Annotated in this window: 7 protein-coding genes; 5 read left to right on the forward strand and 2 right to left on the reverse strand. The window is 67.3% G+C overall.

Annotated elements, in window-relative coordinates; all coding sequences use genetic code 11:
* Window positions 1-3,854, reverse strand: a 3,854-nt coding sequence (locus ACWCQK_RS39370; protein WP_451163660.1) for an amino acid adenylation domain-containing protein, incomplete at its 3' end; no start/stop codon positions are given.
* A 941-nt stretch (window positions 3,855-4,795) separates the two neighbouring features.
* Here ACWCQK_RS39370 and ACWCQK_RS39375 point away from each other — a divergent pair.
* The 5 genes from ACWCQK_RS39375 to ACWCQK_RS39395 all read left to right on the forward strand — a co-directional run bounded on the left by ACWCQK_RS39375 (window position 4,796) and on the right by ACWCQK_RS39395 (window position 19,376).
* A complete protein-coding gene (locus tag ACWCQK_RS39375; protein ID WP_451163662.1) occupies window positions 4,796-8,329 on the forward strand; it encodes a S8 family serine peptidase in 3,534 nt (1,177 codons plus the stop codon).
* 542 nt (window positions 8,330-8,871) lie between these two features.
* Complete coding sequence (locus ACWCQK_RS39380; RefSeq protein WP_451163664.1) at window positions 8,872-13,146, forward strand: discoidin domain-containing protein; 4,275 nt, start codon at window positions 8,872-8,874, stop codon at window positions 13,144-13,146.
* Between the two features lie 353 nt (window positions 13,147-13,499).
* Window positions 13,500-17,258: a protein kinase domain-containing protein gene (locus ACWCQK_RS39385; protein WP_451163666.1), complete on the forward strand. Its 3,759-nt coding sequence runs from the start codon at window positions 13,500-13,502 to the stop codon at window positions 17,256-17,258.
* Between the two features lie 428 nt (window positions 17,259-17,686).
* The gene (locus ACWCQK_RS39390) at window positions 17,687-18,091 is read left to right on the forward strand and encodes a hypothetical protein (protein ID WP_451163668.1); all 405 of its coding nucleotides are present in this window, start codon (window positions 17,687-17,689) and stop codon (window positions 18,089-18,091) included.
* Between the two features lie 157 nt (window positions 18,092-18,248).
* Window positions 18,249-19,376 carry a GNAT family N-acetyltransferase gene (locus ACWCQK_RS39395; RefSeq protein WP_451163670.1) on the forward strand — a complete coding sequence of 376 codons (1,128 nt, stop codon included), beginning with the start codon at window positions 18,249-18,251 and terminating at the stop codon, window positions 19,374-19,376.
* A gap of 118 nt (window positions 19,377-19,494) precedes the next feature.
* Here the strand turns inward: ACWCQK_RS39395 and ACWCQK_RS39400 are convergent.
* The coding region (locus tag ACWCQK_RS39400) for an RNA-guided endonuclease InsQ/TnpB family protein (RefSeq protein WP_451163672.1) at window positions 19,495-20,313 on the reverse strand (819 nt) is incomplete at its 5' end.

Consider the following 20,313-nt stretch of genomic DNA (forward strand, 5'->3'; position numbering starts at 1 on the left):
TCACGGAACGGCACCGGCTCCGAGAGTTCCTCCCCCGCACCCGTGAAGAACGCCTGCACCTCACCCAGCAGAACCTCAAGAGCAGTGTGGTCCTGGACAATGTGATGGATCTCCACCAGAGCCGCCCACCGCCCCTCACCCGCCGGATCCGGCACCGCACCCACCCGCATCAACGGCGCCCGCGACAGGTCAAACCCCCGCGACAACCGGCCCAACAACCAGCCAGTGACATCCGAGACCGGTGAGTCCGGGGCGTCGAAATACGTGACCGGGATGGCTGCCTCACGCTGGACGACCTGGACCGGTTCGCGCAGCCCCTCCCACACCACCGCCGTCCGCAGAATCTCGTGACGGTCCACAACCCGCTGCAACGCCCCCACGAACGCCACCAACCGCTCCCGGGAATCAAACCCGAACACCGCCGGCAACACATACACATCACCACCGTCAGACCCCACACGACCGTCACCGTCGTCGGCGCCGTCCATGGCCGTGCCGTCCGTGGCCGTGTCATGCGTCAGCAGGTGGTGGAAGAGGATGCCCTCCTGGAGCGGAGCCAGGGGATAGATGTCCACGATGTTGGCCGCGCCGCCCGGGATCTGTTCCACGATCCGGTCGACCTCGCCCTGTGACAGATCAGCCAGCGGGAACAGTTCCGGCGTGAACGACTCCACCCCGGCCGTCACCCGGCGCTCAGGAACGACCACCTCGGCACGGCCCGTACTCGCCGCAAGCCCCGCAGGCGTCGGATCCGTGAACACCGAGCGGACATCCACCACCACACCACGCGCACGCAACCGCTCCACCAACGTCACCGCCAGCAGCGAATGCCCACCCAACTCAAAGAAGTTGTCCTCCACCCCCACCTCACCCACACCCAAAACCTCAGCGAACACAAGGCAGAGGAGTCGTTCTTCCGGGCTGGTGGGGGCACGACGCGTGGTCGTGAGGGTGTAGTCGGGAGCGGGGAGAGCCGAGCGGTCAAGTTTGCCGTTCGCGGAGAGCGGCAGCGCTTCCAGCACCACGATGGCTGACGGGACCATGTATTCCGGCAGTGTGGTGCCCGCATGTGCACGCAGGGCTGCGGGGGCCACGATCACGTTCTGAGCCGGCACTACGTATGCGACGATCCGCTGGTCCCCCGGCCGATCTTCACGTACCACGACCGCTACCTGACGGACGGAGTCGTGCGCAGCCAATGCGGTCTCGATCTCGCCGAGTTCGATGCGGAAGCCGCGGACCTTGACCTGGTGATCTGTACGCCCGAGGTAGGCGAGAGTGCCGTCGTGACGCCATTTGACGAGGTCACCCGTGCGGTACATCCGCTCGCCCGGGACTCCGAAGGGGTTGGCGATGAACCGCTCAGCCGACAGGCCCGCACGACCCACATAGCCGCGGGCCAGTTGGACTCCCCCCAGGTACAGCTCGCCCGGCACGCCGAAGGCCACGGGTTGAAGAGCGGCATCCAGAACGAACACGCGGGAGTTGTCGATCGGGCGGCCTATGGGCGTCGGACCGTCAGCGGGGCCCATCGGGCGGCCGGTCCAGGCGGTGACGGCGATGGTGGCTTCGGTCGGCCCGTACATGTTGTACAGCGATGCACCAAGCGTTTCCTCGAATTCGCGGTGCAACTCGGGAGGCAAGGCCTCGCCGGCACAAATGACCAGACGCAGATCGACGCATTTGCCGGCTGCGGGATCGTTCAAGAACAGGCGGAGCATCGAGGGCACGAACTGGACGACGGTCACCCGTGCGTCCTGGATCACGTTGGTCAGGTAGTGGGCGTCCCGGTGACCGCCGGGCCGGGCCACGACCAGGGCCGCACCTGCGGCCAAGGGCCAGAACAGCTCCCATACCGAGACATCGAATCCCACCGGTGTCTTGTGCAGTACGCGGTCTGCGGAAGTCAGTTCGTACTCACGCTGCATCCACGTGAACTGGTTGACCACGCCCATGTGCGAGACAGCGACGCCCTTGGGCCGCCCGGTGGAGCCGGACGTGTAGATGACGAACGCGGGGTGTTCCGTCAGGAGCGCACCCGCCCGCTCCGGATCCGTCAGATCAGATTCGCCCATGCTTGCCAGCTGGGCAACCGACTCGGGGGCGTCAAGGGATACCACCGTTTCGGTGTGTTGCTCAGGCAGCACACCGGAATCAAGAACAGATGTCTCAGTGAGGACCGTCACCGGACGAGCGTCGTCGAGCATGTAGGCGATGCGGTCCGCAGGGTGGTCCGGATCGATCGGGACATACGCGCCACCGGCCTTGAGTACCGCCAGCAAGGCCACTACCAGGTCCGCCGAGCGAGGCAGAGCGACACCGACCAGGGTCTCCGGGCCGACACCTCGTCCCACCAGCAGCCGAGCAAGGCGGTTGGCCCGCGTGTTCAGCTCCGTGTAGGACAGTTCCTGGCCCTCGAATGCCACGGCGGTCGCATGCGGTGCTGCCGATACCTGTGCCTCAATGAGCTGGGGCAGAGTTTTCTCGTCAACCTCCATCGCAGAGCCACTCAGCTCTCCGAGAATGCGTTGACGTTCTCCGCTTTCCAGCAGATCGACTTGGCCGATCTTTTCTTCGAAGGACGCTTGACAGATCCAATGCAATACAGCGTGGAACTGCCTCGAAGTCTCAGCGAGACGATCCTCGCTGTACAGGTCTTCGTTTGCATCGACTACGACGTCCATGCTGCCCGAAAGCCTGTCGTAGACCGAAAATGATATATCGTTTACCTGCGCGCCGGATATGTTGTGGGCGGTGCTTGTCGCATCACCGAACGTGAGATCGTAATCGAATGCCATGACGTTGACCATGGCGGAATAGAGATCCGGTTTCCCGACGGCCTTGAGATCGCGAACGATGTCTTCGTACCTGTACCGCTGGTGTCGAAGCGCCTTTCGAATCGCAAGGGATGTCCCCTTCACGAGGTCAAGTACGCTGCTGCCGGGGTGTACGGAGATGCGAACGGGCAGGACGTTTGCCGCCATGCCTGGAAGCATGCGCAGCGAGCTCGGCCATCTGCCGGTCACAGGCAAACCGATGACAACCTCTGGTGCGCCGTTCGATCGGTGAAGATTGAGCGCTGCGGCAGCCACGGCAATGACGGTAAAGCTCGTCCCGAAGCGCTTCGCAGAGGACTTGAAGTGATTGACGGCGACTGCGTCGAGTTCAGCGGTGTGGCGTACGAGACGGTGTGGGGTCGAGGTCGGTGGTGTTCCGCTCAGGCTGGCAGGCTCGGGGTAATTCGACATGGTGTCGAGCCAGAAAGAGCGATCTGTGCCGAAGCTCTCGGAACTCCGGTATTCGGTGTCAGCATCGAGCATCATGTCGAAGCCGGGAAACCACCGCTTCGGGGGGTGGGCGTTTTTTGAGTATGCCGTGTACAACTCTGCCACTCTTGCAGCAAAGAGCGAACCGCTGTAACCGTCGCCGATGATGTGATGGACCCTCTGATACCAGAAGTAGACATCTTCCCGGATCTTCAGCAGCACCTGAGTGAATATTTCGTTTCCTGCGAGATCGGCTACGCGCGTAGCGTCCGCACGCATCCACTGGTCTGCAGAGAGTCGAGGGTTCTCGTGTGAGCTCAGATCGAGTTGGTGAAATTCCCACGGCACGTTGTCAGGCCACTGATATGGAAGTCCATTCTCATCCTCGCTGAATCGCATGGAGGAGGTCTCGGCCTCTTCGGCGGCGCTTCGGACGGCACGCTCAAACAGCAGTTCATTCACGGCGCCATGAATCTCGACATATTCGGCAATATTGAAGGCCGGATTCTCGGGATGCAGTTGCTGCGCGCGCCATATTCCGAGCTGCCCGGCCGTAAGTGCTCGTCGGCTTGTGTTTGATGCGGGCATTTCATACACCTCGGGATATGTCGGGCGAGGACGCCTGAACAGGACTTACCGCAACACACAATCGCGCCACCGTGAGCAGTTCGATCACACTCTCTGAACGTCACGTGAACACGTGGCAACGTTGCAAGACTGTTTGCACCGTGTGGGCAGGTAGTTGCTGCGCATATCGGACGAAACGGCGCCATGTGCCACCAGATGATGTCCCCTCAGCACAGCACGCCGCGCCACGGTCACACCGTTCGGTCACCTCGACCCGTCTTCGCCGCCACACTCAGGCCGTCAGCTGCACTGATGGCTCACCAAACAGTGTGACACGGTTGGTGGGGCGTGGGCATCTGGCGTGTCAGATTCGCTCTTCGGGCTCGCTGGTGCGGTTCCCATGTCAGGGAGAGTGCTCGGCCAGGCCCACGAGATCTTCGCCATGCCTCCTCCTCGTCCGCGAGATCTCCCCGTCCCAAGAACCCCGGTCATTCATCGCCCACGATCGACCTTCGTCCACGTCACGTCCTCGGTAGGCGCGGTGTGGACGCGGGCTTGAGGGCTCTGGTGATCTCCTCCCGGTGCGTCGGCTCGCCTCAAGCGGGCGCACCGCAGAACACACTGTTTGCCACACGCCTCACAACGAAGCGGCACAACTCTTCACATCGAATTTACGCACGCTTATGATCATGTCGCCCAAGTGATGCCAACCCACTGCGGTGTGGCGCTCTGGACGGCAGAGGCCGATCGTCCCTGCCCGGACCCAACCAAGGACCGCCTTGCGAAAACTCCACAGATGCTGGAGCGTGCCGGTCATCGTCGGCGCTTCGGTTCTCGCACTCACGAGCCCGATCACGGCTCAGGCAGCCACTCCTTCCGATACCTCAGCTCCGCCACCCACATCCGCCATGGACCAGGTGCCGGCCGGCAATCACTCCGTCACATTGATCACCGGCGATGTTGTGACGACCAGTCAGGTCGACCGTGGTGCAGGACAGTCCGGTGGCACCGTCACCGTCCGCGATGCCGCCGGACTGCCGGCATCGACCCGCATCATGACGTCGGGCGACGACCTCTACGTCTACCCCGAGTCCGCGCTGCCGTTCCTGGCTCAAGGCACCCTGGACCGGCAGCTGTTCAACATCACGGACCTGATCGCGGACGGATACGACGACGCGCACAGCGACCGATTGCCGCTGATCGTCTCCTACACGCAGGCTGACGCCGCACGTCGCGCGTCAGCCGTCCCCGAGGGTGCGACCCGGGTACGGAACCTCGACAGCGTCCAAGGCGCCGCCCTGTCCGCGGACCGCTCCCGCGCGGACGACTTCTGGAAGTCCGTGGCCAGGACGACGAACAACGGCGCTCGAACGCAGGACACCCGACCGTCCTTCAGCGACGGAATCTCGCACATCTGGCTGGATGCCCCCATCCACGCCGACCTCGCCGACAGCACCGCGCAGATCGGCGCCCCGCAGGTCTGGGAGGGCGGCGACACCGGGCAGGGCGTGGACGTCGCCGTCCTCGACACCGGCGTCGACGCCGGCCACCCGGACCTGGCGGACCGCATCGCGAGCCGGCAGAGCTTCGTACCGGACGAGAACACCGACGACCACTCCGGACACGGCACCCATGTCGCGTCGATCATCGCCGGAACCGGTGCGGCCTCCGACGGGAAGGAGAAGGGCGTCGCGCCGGGCGCCCGGCTGCGCATCGGCAAGGTACTGGACAACTACGGCAGCGGACAGATCTCTTACGCCCTGGCCGGCATGGAGTGGGCAGCCGTCGACCAGCACGCCAAGGTCATCAACATGAGCCTCGGCACCGGTCAGGTGTCCGACGGAAGCGACCCGCTGAGCCAGGCCGTCGACCGGCTCAGCGCCCAGACCGGCGCGCTGTTCGTGGTCGCCGCGGGCAACCTCGGAGGTCCGAGCACGATAGGCGCACCGGGAGCGGCCACCGCCGCGCTCACCGTGAGCGCGGTCGACGCCACCGACTCCCTCGCTTCCTTCTCCAGCAAGGGCCCGCGCGTCGACGGCGCACTGAAGCCGGAGATCTCCGCGCCCGGAGTCGGCATCCTGGCGGCCAACTCCCAGTTCAGCGAGAACGGCCAGGGCGCCTACCGGTCCATGAGCGGCACCTCCATGGCCACACCCCATGTCGCCGGCGCCGCCGCTCTGCTCGCCGCGGCCCACCCGGATCTCACCGGGAGCCAGTTGAAGGACCTGCTGGCCAGCAGGTCCCGGCAGACCCCGACGTACGACGCCTTCGAGGCCGGCAGCGGCCGGCTGGACGTCGCCGCGGCCGCACAGGCCGGAGTCTTCGCCTCGGCGACCGCCTATGCGGCCCAGTACAAGGGCGGAACCCTCCAGCGCCCGGTGACCTACACCAACATCACCGACGCTCCGGTCACACTCGCGCTGTCCGTCGACGCGCCGCACGCCCCGTCCGGGATGTTCCGCGTGTCGGTTTCCCACGTGGTCGTCCCCGCGCACGGCACCGCCGTTGTCACGCTGGCGATCGACGGCTCCGCGGGCACCGCCAAGAACCACTACTCGGGCCAACTGCTCGCGACGGACACGGCCGGCAGAGCCGTAGCGCACACCGCCGTCTCCCTCGGCTTCGCGACGATGCACAAACTGACCCTGACCTTCAAGGACTCCGAGGGCAATCCCACGTCCGGCGAAGTCCAGATGCTCAGGGCAGGCGACAGGAACCCCTTCCTGATCCCCGTCGGCCCCTCCGGCACTGAGGAGATCTTCCTGCCCGACGACGTGTACTCGGCGCTCTCCTACCAGGAGATCCAGGGCGTCCACGGTCCCCATTCCAAGGGCCTGGCCCTGCTCGGCGACCCCGACGTGCTGCTGGACCGGGACACCACCGTCTCGTTCGACGCCTCCAAGGCCAAGCGCCTCGAGATGACCACCCCGCAGCGCAGCGACGTGACATTCCAGAAGCTGGGCTACAACCGCACCATGAACGGCGTCAGGTCGGGTCTGTCCGCCGAGAGTCTGTACTACGACAGCATCTGGGCGCAGCCGACCACCCACAGCGTCACCCACGGGGACTTCCAGCTGACCGCCCGTTGGCGCGGCGAGAAACCGGCGCTGGCGGTCTCCACCCGCACGACCGAGTTCACCGGCATCCTGCGCCAGGAGGGCATCACGCCACTGGCCAAGGGCACGTACAAGCTGCCGCTGGTCTTCGCGGGCCAGGGGTCGAGCGCGGACTACGCCCACCTCGACGCGCGCGGCAAGGCCGTGGTGGTCCGCCACAACGACGACGTCAACGACATCGACCAGGCGGCCAACGCGATCGCTGCGGGAGCGAAGCTCATGCTGGTCGTGGAGAACGGGTACGGCCGCCCCATGCGCTCCTACGCGCCGCTGGGCCAGCAGCCCGTCACACTCGACGTCGGCCTGCTCGGCACCGAGGAGGGCGAGAGGCTGATCCGGCAAGCCGGGGACGGCGGTACCAGGATCACGGTCGACTCCGAGACCGCGAGCCCGTACGTCTACGACCTCGCGCACGTGTGGCACAACGAGATCCCGTCGAAGATGACGGTCAAGGGCGACACCGAGAACCTGGCCCGGATCGACGTCACCTTCGCGAGCCCGAAGCCGAACACTTCCGGCGGCGAGTTCCGCTTCGAATGGCTCGACGGCGTCGACTGGACCTCCGGCAACATCATGCCGGAGCCCGCGAACGGGAAGCGCACCGACTGGGTGTCCACCACCGGTGTCCGCTGGCACCAGGAGGCGTTCGCCGATTCCATAGGCTTCGAAGAGGGAGCGAAGACCCTCTACCGGGCCGGCAGCAGGCAGTCCGAGGAGTGGTTCAAGCCGATCCAACGCCCCTTCCTCAACGACACCTTCTTCAACAACCTCCGGCCTACCCGCAATGGCAACCACCTGTACGTGGACATCCCGGCCTGGGGCAGTGGGAACCACGTAGGGTGGAACCAGGACCCGGCCGTAACGCAGCAGCAGACCCTGTACCAGGGCAGCACCCAGTTGGGCCAGGGGAACTTCACGAACGTCTGGGGCGACGCGCCCAGTGCCGGAAGGCTGCCGTACAAGCTGGTCGTCACTGGCGAGCGCGATGTGAGCTACACCCCGTACTCCTCCCGTACGCGCACCGAGTGGGACTTCACGTCGGAGGCGCCGACCGATGCCGCCACCGTGGTGCTCCCACTGATCCAGCTCGACTACCGGATCGGTACGGACGCGGCGGGGCGCGCCGGGCGGCACGACACCCTGTCCGTCAGCGCCGCTCACCTGCCTGGCGCCGGCCTTGTCGGCAAGATCGGCGCGGTCAGTCTGGAGCTGTCCTACGACGACGGCCGAAGCTGGCACAAGGCCGCCTGCCCCAGCGCCGGGCGGTTCCGCCTGGCCGCTCCGGCCAACGCGTCCTTCGTCTCGCTGAGGGCGAGCGTCAAGGACTCGGCGGGCAACTCGGCGCACCAAACGGTGATGAGGGCCTTCGGCCTGCGCTGAGATTCGGCCGGTCACGGCACTCTCGATGAATGGGGCCGGTTCGTCCGCGGTGGAACGACCTCCGCGGACGGACCGGCCTCCCTCGTTCCCGGTGGCCGCGCGCAGGGCGGCGACGCGGCTGTCGATGCCGACTGGACCGGCGAGTTCTACGCAAATCTGAGACACATGATGACGTCATGAGCGCAAGTTTTTGCGCGTGTTGCGCCAACTTGCTGAACGTCACGCAAGGCCTTCCCTCGCATGTCCGCGGGCAGGGGGCCCAGCGGTACAGGGCTCGCCAAATCTCCCTCTGTCGCTCCACTGAGGTCCAGGTGCCGCCGGTGAAATTTGTGCCGTCCGGACTGTAGACGGACTCATACGGCTCTGCAATATTCCGATGAAACACTGCAAGAAGCTGTGCACGCTCTCCTCGCGGAGACCGTGAGTCTGCACGGGGACGGCCTCTTGCCGTCCTGCCGCACCCGCGCCACCGCTCTGCCCAGGAACGAGCCGCCCCACGCCGCCCCTTCCGGCGCGCGCACCTCTGCAGGAAGTGACTTCGCATGACTCGCCACAAACCGAGATTCGTCAGACGGCGCGCGGCCACCACCGCGCTCGCCTCCGCCGTCCTTGCCCTGGGGATGCCCACCGTCGGCGCGCACGCAGCCGGCGGCCCCGACGTCGCCGCCGGCACTGCGACGAAAGCCGGCAGCGCCCTCCGCGCACATTCGGCCGCGAACATCACCGACGGCGACACCGGCACCTACTGGCAAGCCGGAAAGAAGTCGGCCCAGTGGGTGCAGACCGACCTCGGACGGACCAAGCGTGTCCGCCAGGTCGTGCTGCGTCTGCCCGAGGACTGGCAGACCCGCAAGCAGACGCTGGCGCTCCAGGGCAGTGCCGACGGAAAGAGCTTCGCCACGCTCAAGTCGTCGACGCAGTACGTCTTCAGCCCCGGCAACGCCAACACGGTGAAGATCTCCTTCCCCGCGACCCTCGCCCGGTACGTGCGGGCGGACTTCAGCCGCAACTCGGTCGCCTCCACCGCCCAGCTCGCCGAGATGCAGGTCCTCACGACCGCCGCCTCGACCCCCAACCTCGCCCAGGGCAAACCCTTCAGCGAGAGCGGGCACGCCGACGTCTACGGCGCCGCGAACGCCGGTGACGGCAACCGCACCACCTACTGGGAGAGCACGAACAACGCCTTCCCGCAGTGGCTCAAGGTCGATCTCGGCTCGTCGGTCCAGGTGAACCAGGTGACGCTGCGGCTGCCCAGCGGCTGGCCGAGCCGCAGCCAGACGCTCAAGATCCAGGGCTCCACCGACAACCAGAACTTCACCGACCTGACGGCCTCGAAGGCGTACACGTTCGACAGCGGCAACGACCAGTCGTCCACCATCAGCTTCGACACCACCACGACGCGGTACGTGCGCGCGCTCATCACCGCCAACACCGGCTGGCCCGCAGGGCAGTTGTCCGAGCTCGAGGTCTACGGACCCGCGAGCGGCGACACCCAGGCGCCCACCGCCCCGTCGAACCTGAGCTACACCGAGCCGGCCACCGGCCAGATCAAACTGACCTGGAACGCGGCGAGCGACGACACCGGTGTCACCGGCTACGACGTCTACGCCAACGGCCAACTGCGCGCGAGCGTCGGCGGAAACGTCCTGACCTACACCGACACCCAGCCGGCCGGCAGCGACATCACGTACTACGTACGGGCCAAGGACGCCGCGGGCAACGTCTCCGCCAACAGCAACAGCGTCACCCGCAGGGGATCCAGCGGCGACACCCAGGCCCCCACGGCACCCGGCAACCTCGCCTACACCCAGTCCGGCAACGACGTGAAGCTCACCTGGCAGGCGTCGAGCGACAACGTCGCCGTCACCGGCTACGACGTCTACGCCAACGACCAATTCCTCAGGTCCGTGGCGGGCAACATCACGACGTACACCGACACCCCGCCCGCGACCGCCACGGTCACCTACTACGTCAAGGCGAAGGACGCCGCCGGGAACACGTCCGCGGCAAGCAACAGCGTCACCCGGACCGGCTCGACCGGTCCCGGCTCCAACCTCGCCGAGGGCAAGCCCATCGAGGCCTCGTCGTACGTCTTCACCTACCTCGCCACCAACGCCAACGACGGCCAGACCAGCACCTATTGGGAGAGCGCGGGCGGCGCCTACCCGGCCACCCTCACCACCAAGCTGGGCGCCAACGCCGACCTCAGCCAGGTCGTCGTCAAACTCAACCCGGACGCCGCCTGGTCCACGCGCACGCAGAACATCCAGGTGCTCGGCCGCGACCAGGACGCGACGGCCTTCACCAGCCTCGCCGCGGCGAAGGACTACACCTTCAACCCGTCCAGCGGCAACACCGTGACCATCCCGGTCTCCGGCTCCGCCGCCGACATCCAGCTCAGGTTCACCGCCAACTCCGGCGCCCCGGGCGCGCAGGTCGCCGAGTTCCAGGTGATCGGCACTCCGGCCGCCAACCCGGACCTGAAGGTCACCGGCATCACGAACTCCCCCGCGGCTCCGGTGGAGTCGGATGCCATCAGCCTCTCGGCGACCGTCACCAACAGCGGCAGCAAGGCGGCCAAGGCCACCGACCTGAACTTCACGCTCGGCGGCACGAAGGCCGCCACGGCGGACGTCCCGGCCCTCGCGGCCGGTGAGTCGAAGACGGTCACCGCGAGCATCGGAGCCCGCGACGCGGGCAGCTACCCGGTCGGCGCCGAGGTGGACCCGTCGAACAAGGTGATCGAGCAGAACGAGGCGAACAACGCCTTCACCCGCTCCGACGCCCTCGTCGTCAAGCCCGTCTCCAGCTCCGACCTGCTCGCCGCCCCGGTCTCCTGGACCCCGTCCAGTGCCTCGGCAGGTGACGAGGTCAAGTTCACCGTCGCGATCAAGAACCAGGGAACGGTGGCCTCCGCCTCCGGTGCCCACGCCGTCACCCTGACCGTGCAGGACTCCCACGGCACCACCGTCAAGACGCTCAGCGGCTCCTACAACGGCGCCATCGCGGCCGGCCAGACCACCGCACCGGTCAGCCTCGGCTCATGGACGGCCGTCAACGGCAAGTACACCGTCAAGACGGTCATCGCCGACGACGCCAACGAACTGCCGGTCAAGCGGACGAACAACACCACCACGCAGCCCCTGTTCGTCGGCCGCGGCGCGGACATGCCCTACGACATGTACGAAGCCGAGGACGGCACGGTCGGCGGCGGCGCCAAGGTCGTCGGCCCGAACCGGACCATCGGCGACTTCGCCGGCGAGGCGAGCGGCCGCAAGGCGGTCACCCTCACCGCGACCGGCCAGTACGTCGAGTGGACCACCCGCGCGCAGACCAACACGCTCGTGACCCGATTCTCGATCCCCGACGGCACCAACACGACGCTCAACGTGTACGTGGACGGCCAGTTCCTCAAGGCGATCGACCTCACCTCGAAGTACGCCTGGCTCTACGGCAACGAGACCGCGCCCGGCAACTCGCCCGGCTCCGGCGCCCCGCGCCACATCTACGACGAGGCGAACCTGCTGCTCGGCAGGACCGTGCCCGCCGGTTCCAAGATCCGGCTGCAGAAGGACGCGGCCAACACCTCCACCTACGCCATCGACTTCGTCAACACCGAGCAGGCCACGGCGGCCCAGAACCCGGACCCGGCCTCCTACACGGTCCCGGCCGGATTCTCGCACCAGGACGTTCAGAACGCGCTCGACAAGGTCCGCATGGACACCACGGGCAAGCTCGTCGGCGTCTACCTGCCCGCCGGTGACTACGAGACCTCGAGCAAGTTCCAGGTCTACGGCAAGGCGGTCAAGGTCGTGGGTGCCGGGTCATGGTTCACCCGCTTCCACGCCCCCGCCTCCCAGGAGAACACCGACGTGGGCTTCCGCGCCGAGGCCAGCGCGAACGGCTCGTCGTTCGCCGACTTCTCCTACTTCGGCAACTACACGTCCCGGATCGACGGTCCGGGCAAGGTGTTCGACTTCTCCAACGTCTCCAACATCACCATCGACGACATCTGGGTCGAGCACATGGTGTGCCTCTACTGGGGTGCCAACACCGACAACATGACCATCAAGAACTCCCGTATCCGTGACACGTTCGCCGACGGCATCAACATGACGAACGGTTCCACGGACAACCACGTGGTCAACAACGACGCCCGCGCCACGGGCGACGACAGCTTCGCCCTGTTCTCGGCGATCGACGCCGGCGGCGCCGACGAGAAGAACAACCTCTACGAGAACCTGACGTCGACACTCACTTGGCGGGCGGCGGGGATCGCCGTGTACGGCGGCTACAACAACACCTTCCGCAACATCCGCGTCGCCGACACCCTGGTCTACTCCGGCATCACGATCTCCTCGCTGGACTTCGGCTACCCGATGAACGGCTTCGGGACCGAGCCCACGACGATCGAGAACGTCTCCCTGGAAAGGACGGGCGGCCACTTCTGGGGCTCGCAGGTCTTCCCCGCGATCTGGGCGTTCTCCGCCTCGAAGGTCTTCCAGGGGATCCGCGTCAACGACGTCGACATCGACGACTCCACGTACGGAGGCGTCATGTTCCAGACCAACTACGTCGGTGGCCAGCCGCAGTTCCCGGTGAAGGACACGATCTTCACCGACGTCTCCATCACCAACTCCAAGAAGAGCGGGGACGCGTTCGACGCCAAGTCAGGCTTCGGCATCTGGGCCAACGAGCTGCCGGAGCCCGGTCAGGGCCCCGCCGTGGGTGAAGCCACCTTCCGCAACCTGCGGATGAGCGGCAACGCCCAGGACATCCGCAACACGACCAGCACATTCAGGATCAACATCGAGTAGTTCGAAGAGCGGTACCGAACGACGTGGGGCCGCCCTCCTCAAGGGCGGCCCCACGCTTCGGATTGTCCGGCCGGGCATCGCCGAGACCTGGCGCGTACGACCGCCAAGGTCGGAGCGCGTCGTCGGACCTGCCGCGCCGCTGCCGGATCGAGAAGGCCGCGCCGATGGTCGCGGGATGCAGCCGAAGTCAGCCCGGCCGGGCTGAACGATGTTCAGCCCGAACAACTCCTTCGAGGGGTTTGTTCACCCGTGAGGGAACTGCGCCGGTGTGCACCGCGTCTGAAGCTCGTCTGAAGCTCGCAGCACCCCCAAGCGCCTGTCTCACGCTTGTGATCATTCCGGGAGAGTGGTGGATGAGTCGCCACAACCTCATACCGACGGACCCTCAGCGTCTGGGCGCGTACTGGCCGGCCGCGCGGCTGGGATCCGGTGGCCAGGGCGTGGTCTACGAGGCGTACGACGCTGCCGGACAGCGCGTCGCCGTGAAGGTTCTGCATGGGGACGCCGCTTCGGGGTCGGCGGCCAGGCGCCGCTTCGCCAGGGAGGTGACGGCGTCGAAGCAGGTGGCATCGTTCTGCACGGCGAGGGTGCTGGACGCCGACCCGGATGCCGAGCGCCCGTACATCGTCAGCGAGTTCGTCGCCGGGCCCGAACTGAGCGCATCCGTGCGGGACTCCGGCCCCCTCCAAGGCGATGATCTCGTGCGGCTGGCGACGGGGGTTGCCACAGCCCTGGCCGCGATTCATCAGGCCGGGGTCGTGCACCGGGATCTCAAGCCCGCCAATGTGCTCCTCGGCCCGGACGGCCCTCGGGTCATCGACTTCGGTATCGCGCGCACCCCGGACATGACGCTGACCGAGACCGGTCAGGTCATGGGCACCTTCGGCTACCTCGCTCCCGAAACCCTGCGAGGGCTAAGGGCAGGCACCGCGGCGGATGTGTTCGCGTGGGGAGCGGTGGTGCTGTTCGCCGCGACCGGAAGGGAACCGTTCCGGGGCGCGAACCTCGGGGAGGTGGTGGTCCGCGCCCTGGAACACGAGCCCGACCTGACCGTACTGCCCGAGCCCCTACGGTCCCTGGTGCGCGAGGCGCTGGCCAAGCGGCCCGACGCCCGGCCCACAGCGGCTGCGATCCTGCTGCGCCTGCTCGGCGGAGGCTACGACGGCCGACAAGCGCTGCGGGCCGGGGCCGGGGCTGCCGCCGCACTGGTCAGTGCCCCCGGCGGCGCGGCGCCGACCACCGTCGTCCCGTTGGGGGACGCGGCGGAGGCCGCCTACGACGCCCTGCCGCCCGCGGTCCGGGCGACCGCGCGTGCGGTCTGGCTCCGGCTGATCGTCCCAGGCAGCGCACCGGACGGTTCCCACGACACTGTGCGTGCCGCCGACGAGGACGAGTTGCTGTCGGAGCGGTCCTCGGGCGAGCAGGCCGCCGTACGGGAGACACTCGCCGCGTTCATCGACGCGGGCGTCCTGCTCCAAGAGGCAGCCATGGTTCGGCCAGCCAGTGCGGCGGTGCTGCGGGCGTGGCCACGGCTGCGGGACTGGGTGGCGGCCGACCGCGAAGGGCTGGGCCAGCACCGGCGGTTGGGCGAGGCCGCCCGCGTCTGGCACCAGCACCAGCGCCGACCCGAGGACCTGAACCGCGGCACCGCCCTCCGTAACGCCCTCGACTGGGCCGCCACAGCGCCCGGTTGGCTACGGCCGAATCCGCTGGAGAACCAGTTCCTCATCGCCGGCCGGAGCGCGGACACCCGTCGCCTACGCCGCCGCCGGACCGCCGTGCTCGCCTCCGGCTGCGTGCTGGTCGTACTGGCCCTGGTGTTCGCGACGCTGTGGCAGAAGTCCGCCGACGAGGAGCGACTGGCCGAGCGGCAGCACAAGGCCGCGACAGCGAAGGGACTCGTGTTCCGTGCAGGATCTCTCCAGGAGTCCGATCTCACTACCGCGCTGCGACTCGGCATGGCTGCACAGACCCTCGATCCGACGCCGGAAGGCCGCTCCGGTCTCGTCTCCAGCCTCCTGCAACAGCACGACGCCCTCTACCTGGACGAACGCACCGCAACCGTCACGCGTACCCGGCCCGCGCCACGGAGCGACACCGTCGACGAGGTGGCGTTCAGCGCGGACGGCCACACCGCCGCCACCGGAGGCACCGACGGGTCGTTCGTCCTGTGGGACGTCAGGAACCGGGTACGACCGGTACGCGTGTCCCGCACGGTCGTGAAGTCCGGGAGCCTCCGGGCGCTGTCCTTCGGCAAGGACGGCCTCTTGCTGGCCACCGGCGGTGACGACGGGAAGGTGCGTCTGTGGGACACCCGACGTCCCACCACGCCGCACGAGTTGGCGACACTGCCTGGTCACGGCCGCGTCGAGTCCGTGGCGGTCAGCCCTGACGGTCGCACCCTGCTGGCCGGCACGAACGGGCGGTACGCCATCCTTTGGGACATCGGCGACCCCAGAGATCCGCGGCCGATCGGGCGGCTCGAAAGCGGCGGTGGCGGCCCCCTTCACGGCGTCGCCTATTCCACGGACAGTCGTGACGTGGTCGTCGACGGAGCCGGTGACGCTCCCTACGTCTACGACATCTCGAAACCGGAACGCCCCCGGCGCCGGGGGTTCATTCCCGGCAACGTCTTCACGGCCGTCCTGTCCGTGGCCTTCGCCCCTGACGGGCACACGGTCGCCACCGCCTACGACAACGGCGACGTCATGCTGTGGGACCTCCGGCGCGCCCTCGACATGAGCGACCAGAGCTCCCTGGCCACGATCACCGTGCACTCCGGCCCCGTGCACGACGTGGCCTTCAGCCACGACGGCGAGACGCTGGCAACGGCGGGGCGGGACGGACTGGTGTGCCTGTGGGACATCACCAGACCAACGGAGCCACAGCGCCTGGTCACGTTCACGGGGCACGGTGCCGGCGTGCGTTCGGTCGCCTTCAGCCCCGACGACCAGACCGTCATCAGTGGCGGCGACGACGGAGTGGCCGCGCTGTGGGACGGCACACCGCGCATCACCGGCCACGCCACCACCGTACTCACCCAGCCGCGAGGCGAGATGAAGGCCGTCGTGTTCGGCCCGTCCGGGCAGGCCCTCGCCCTCACCCACGAGAACGACGCTCCGACCGCGCAACTGCGCGACGTGAGCATCCCGGGCCGGCCCCGGCACCTGTCGGACCTGGACGTCGAGACGTCCTGGATCGTGTCCGCCGCGTTCTCCCACGACAGGCACCTGCTGGCGCTGGGCACAGGTGACAGACAGACCCAGCTGTGGGACATCTCCGACACCACGCGACCCAGGCGACTCGCCCGCCTGACCGGCCTGAAGGGTGTGGTCTCCTCCGTGGTGTTCCAACCGCATGGACACATGCTCGCCACGGCCACCGGCGAAGGCACCGAAGGCGATCGCTCGGTCATGTTGTGGAACATCGCGGATCAAGACTCCCCGCGGCAACTGGCGACCCTGCCCGACGGCCCCGTGAACTCCCTGTCCTACACCCCGGACGGACGCGCCTTGGTGATCACCAACTTCGACAAGGCGATCATCTGGGACGTCTCCTCGGGCGGACGCCCCCGCAGACTGGCCGCCTTCGACGGTGACCCGGAATCCATGGGGGCATCGGCTGTCAGCCCTGATGGACGCATGGTCGCGGTCGCGGAGCGGTCGAAGCAGCGGGTGGTGCTCTACGACATCACGGACCGGGCGCGGCCCCGGCGGCTCGCAAGCCTGCCGAGCAGCGCCGCCTCGGGCACCAGTGCCCTCGCGTTCAGCCCGGCAGACGAGATGCTGGCCACCGGCGACGGGGATGGCACGGTGGCCGTGTGGGACACCACGGAGAGCACCGCGCCACGTCGGCTCACGAAGCTGTCGGGCATCCGGTCGATGGTCACCGGGCTCACGTTCGCCGGGGACGGCCGTCGCCTCGCGGCCACGGAGTGGGGCGCCGAGGTGGCCGCCGGCCGGGGCGTCGTGTGGGATGTGAGCCGTATCGCCGCCATCGTCACGCGCCCCGTGGAGCGGGCGTGCGACCTTGCCGGCCGAGGTCTCGACACGGACGAATGGTCACGCTACACGGACGGCCTGCCCTTCCAGAACACCTGCCCCAACCGCTGAAGGAGCACCACCTCGCACAGGTGAACCAACACGACGTCTCGCGTCACGACACGATCGTGGACGGCCAAGGCCCTCTTGTTTCCTCCACGTCAGGGCGGCCGGCCGACGAACGTCGAGCCGTGCCACCGGACTCGTCCTGGCCCAGGCCTCGGCGGGGCCGGCGGACGGCACCATCCGCGGGGACGTCGGGCACCTGGATCAGTACCTCGATACGCGGGCCGGACGCGACGCTGGAGCGGCTCCGCGTCGACCGGCACCTCGAAGAGGCCCTCACACACGGGCCTGACCCACTCCACCTCGCCGAAGTCTTCGGACCCGACGAGAGGACCGCGATGCGCTACGCAGATTCCGCCCGCCAGCTTCTGGAAACGGCCGCCGAACAGAAAATCCGTGCGGGCCGACAGTGACCTTCTGTCATTCTGCTGGCCATGTCCGCACGAAATCGAAGGCTGCCCCGGCACCGTGCCTGGCCACTGACCACCACCGACATCAACGAGTGTCTCGGCCCCTACATGACCCGTGTCACGGACCTTCGGTTCCTCTCCGGACATGGCAGCGAGACCATCGTCCTGGGAGCCGAATGGATCGCTCCGATCCCCCGCAACTACGGCCGCAGCATGCACCCGGACATGGTCGGCTTCCGCATAGACGTCCACCCGGTCGATGCCGCTGAACGTGCCACCACCCGCGCTGTTCTACAGGCGCACGCCCTCCCGCAACTCCACGAGTGGATCACACAGGCGATCGCTGCCACAGAGACCTGGCAACTGACTCCCCATCAGCACTACTGGCGGCTCACCAACGGCCACCTCACCCACCGCGACGAAGCATGAAGCCAGTCCGGACGACACGCACACCCGCACATCAACGAGGTCGTTCAGAAACCTTCAGTTCCCCTGAACTCACCGGGCTCTGGGAGAGCGAGGAACATCGTTGATGTCCGCGGGAATCGACGGCATCGCCATGCGATCACGAGCTTGAGGACCCTCCGTGTCGGATCATGAGCCAACAGCCGGCTACACCGAAGTCGCGGATCAGGAGGTACGCAGTCTGCGAGTGCGTTACTGCCGGTTACGGACCGCTGGAGGTGAACCGGTCGCCGAACTGGAGGCGCACTCCTTCGACCTGCGATTCGGTGCGGTGGCCGTTGCCGCGGAAGGCATCGGTGGCGTGGAAACCGAGCCCGAGTTCCGACGCCAGGGGCACATGAGCCGACTCCTCCGCCAGGCGTTGGCCGGCATGGCACAGCGGGTGGATGTCGCTTTCGTATCCAACGGTATCGAGGGGATGTACGAGCAGTTCGGTTTCGTCGGAGCCGTCGCCGAAGGGCACCTGGTCATCCCCGTGCGCAACGTCGAACAGGCGGCGGAAGACGATCTGGGTATCGCTGTTCCGGGCATCCGCAGCGGCTCTCCGGCCGATCTTCCGACGATGATCCGTCTGTACAACACCGCGCACGCTCGGCGGCCCTGGACCCACGTACGACACGCGGGCTGGAACCGGCTCATCCCCCAGGCCACGTGGAAGCCCGGGTCACAGACCCTGATCCTGCAGAGCGACGGCGCTGCCGTCGGCTATGCCGTACTGGAGGGCCGAGCCTTCGGCGACCCTCTGGGTTCGGTGACCGTGGACGAACTGGCGGCCGAGAACGCCGCCGCGGCACGCCTGATGCTCGTCGCCATCGCCCGCCTCTGCTGGCAACGGCGTCTGAGCGAATTCACCGTGCGGGAGCCGGTCGACAGCCTCACCGGACGAGTGGCTCGCCACATGGGCTGCACCTACCAACAGAGATTCCCACCGAGCGGCGGAATGATGGCCGCCATCCTGAACCGGTCGTCCCTGGTGCGCAAGCTCGACCCCGAGCTGCGGCGCCGGGCTGCCGTGCAGCAGCCGGACCAGGACTACGACAGGGCGTTCGACGCGCTGCGACGCGGCGACCTGGTCCCCGACGACAAGGCGCTCATCCGGCTGTTCCTCGGTCAGTGGTCGACCGATGACGCATACGTGCACGGCGTATCGATCCCCGAACGGTACCGGGATCTTTGCACAGCGTGGTTCCCCGGAGGCGGCACACAGTCTCTGCCGACCCCCTACGCGCACCGCCTCGATCGGTATTAGAACCTGGGCACGACGAGACGGCATGCTCAGCCCCCGGACATCGCGCTTGCCGAGCGGGCCTTTCCAGGTGGAGTAAAGAATTGACTGCTCCCCTCCCTGAAGGGAGGGGATTCCTGGCTCAGGCTGCCTTCCGGAGCGGCGCTCCGGAGGGTCTTGTGCCATCAACGCCGGCCGGGTTCAGACCTGCCCGGACAAGCATCACGTGTGCGGAGTTCTTGTCCCTGGGGGACACCGTTTTGCACACGGTGCAGTGGTAGATTCTCTCGCCGAGCGGCAGCTGGTGCTTGGTTCTCGCACCGCATGCCGCGCAGTCCATCGTGCTGTGGGCGGGATGGACGAGGCGGACGTCCCGTCCATGTTTACGGCCCATCTCCAGCAGCGCCTGTTTCGTCGCGCCGATCGCCGCGTCCGCAGCCTTCCGCGCCATCGTGGTCCTCGAGAGAAACCTCGGCCTGAAGTCCTCGACGGCGAGCACATCATGACCGGCCACGACACGCTTCGCCCACTTCCGGGCATGGTCCAGCCGCTGCCGGGCCACCTTCTTGTGCACCTTCGCCGCCTGGGCTTTCGCCGCACGGTATCCGCGGGACGCGGCCTGCCCCCGGGCAGGCCGCCGACGCGCCATCATCCGCTGATACCGGGCCAGACGCTGCGCCGCCTGCTCCCCGAACTCCGGATGCGGCAGATCATGCCCGTCGCAGGTGGTGGTGGCCGTCTCCTTCACACCCCAGTCGACACCCAGCACCCGCCCGGTCTCCGGCAGCGGCTGCACCTGGACGGCGACGACGAACGAGCAGTACCAGTGCCCGAGAGTGTCCTGGTAGACGCGCACACTCGAGGGATCGCAGGGCAGGTCACGCGACCACACCACCGTCAGTACGATCCCGCCCGCGAGATGCAGACAGCCGTCCCTCAGGCGAAAGCCCCGGCGCGTGTA

It is taken from the genome of Streptomyces sp. NPDC002306 (genome assembly GCF_053593435.1).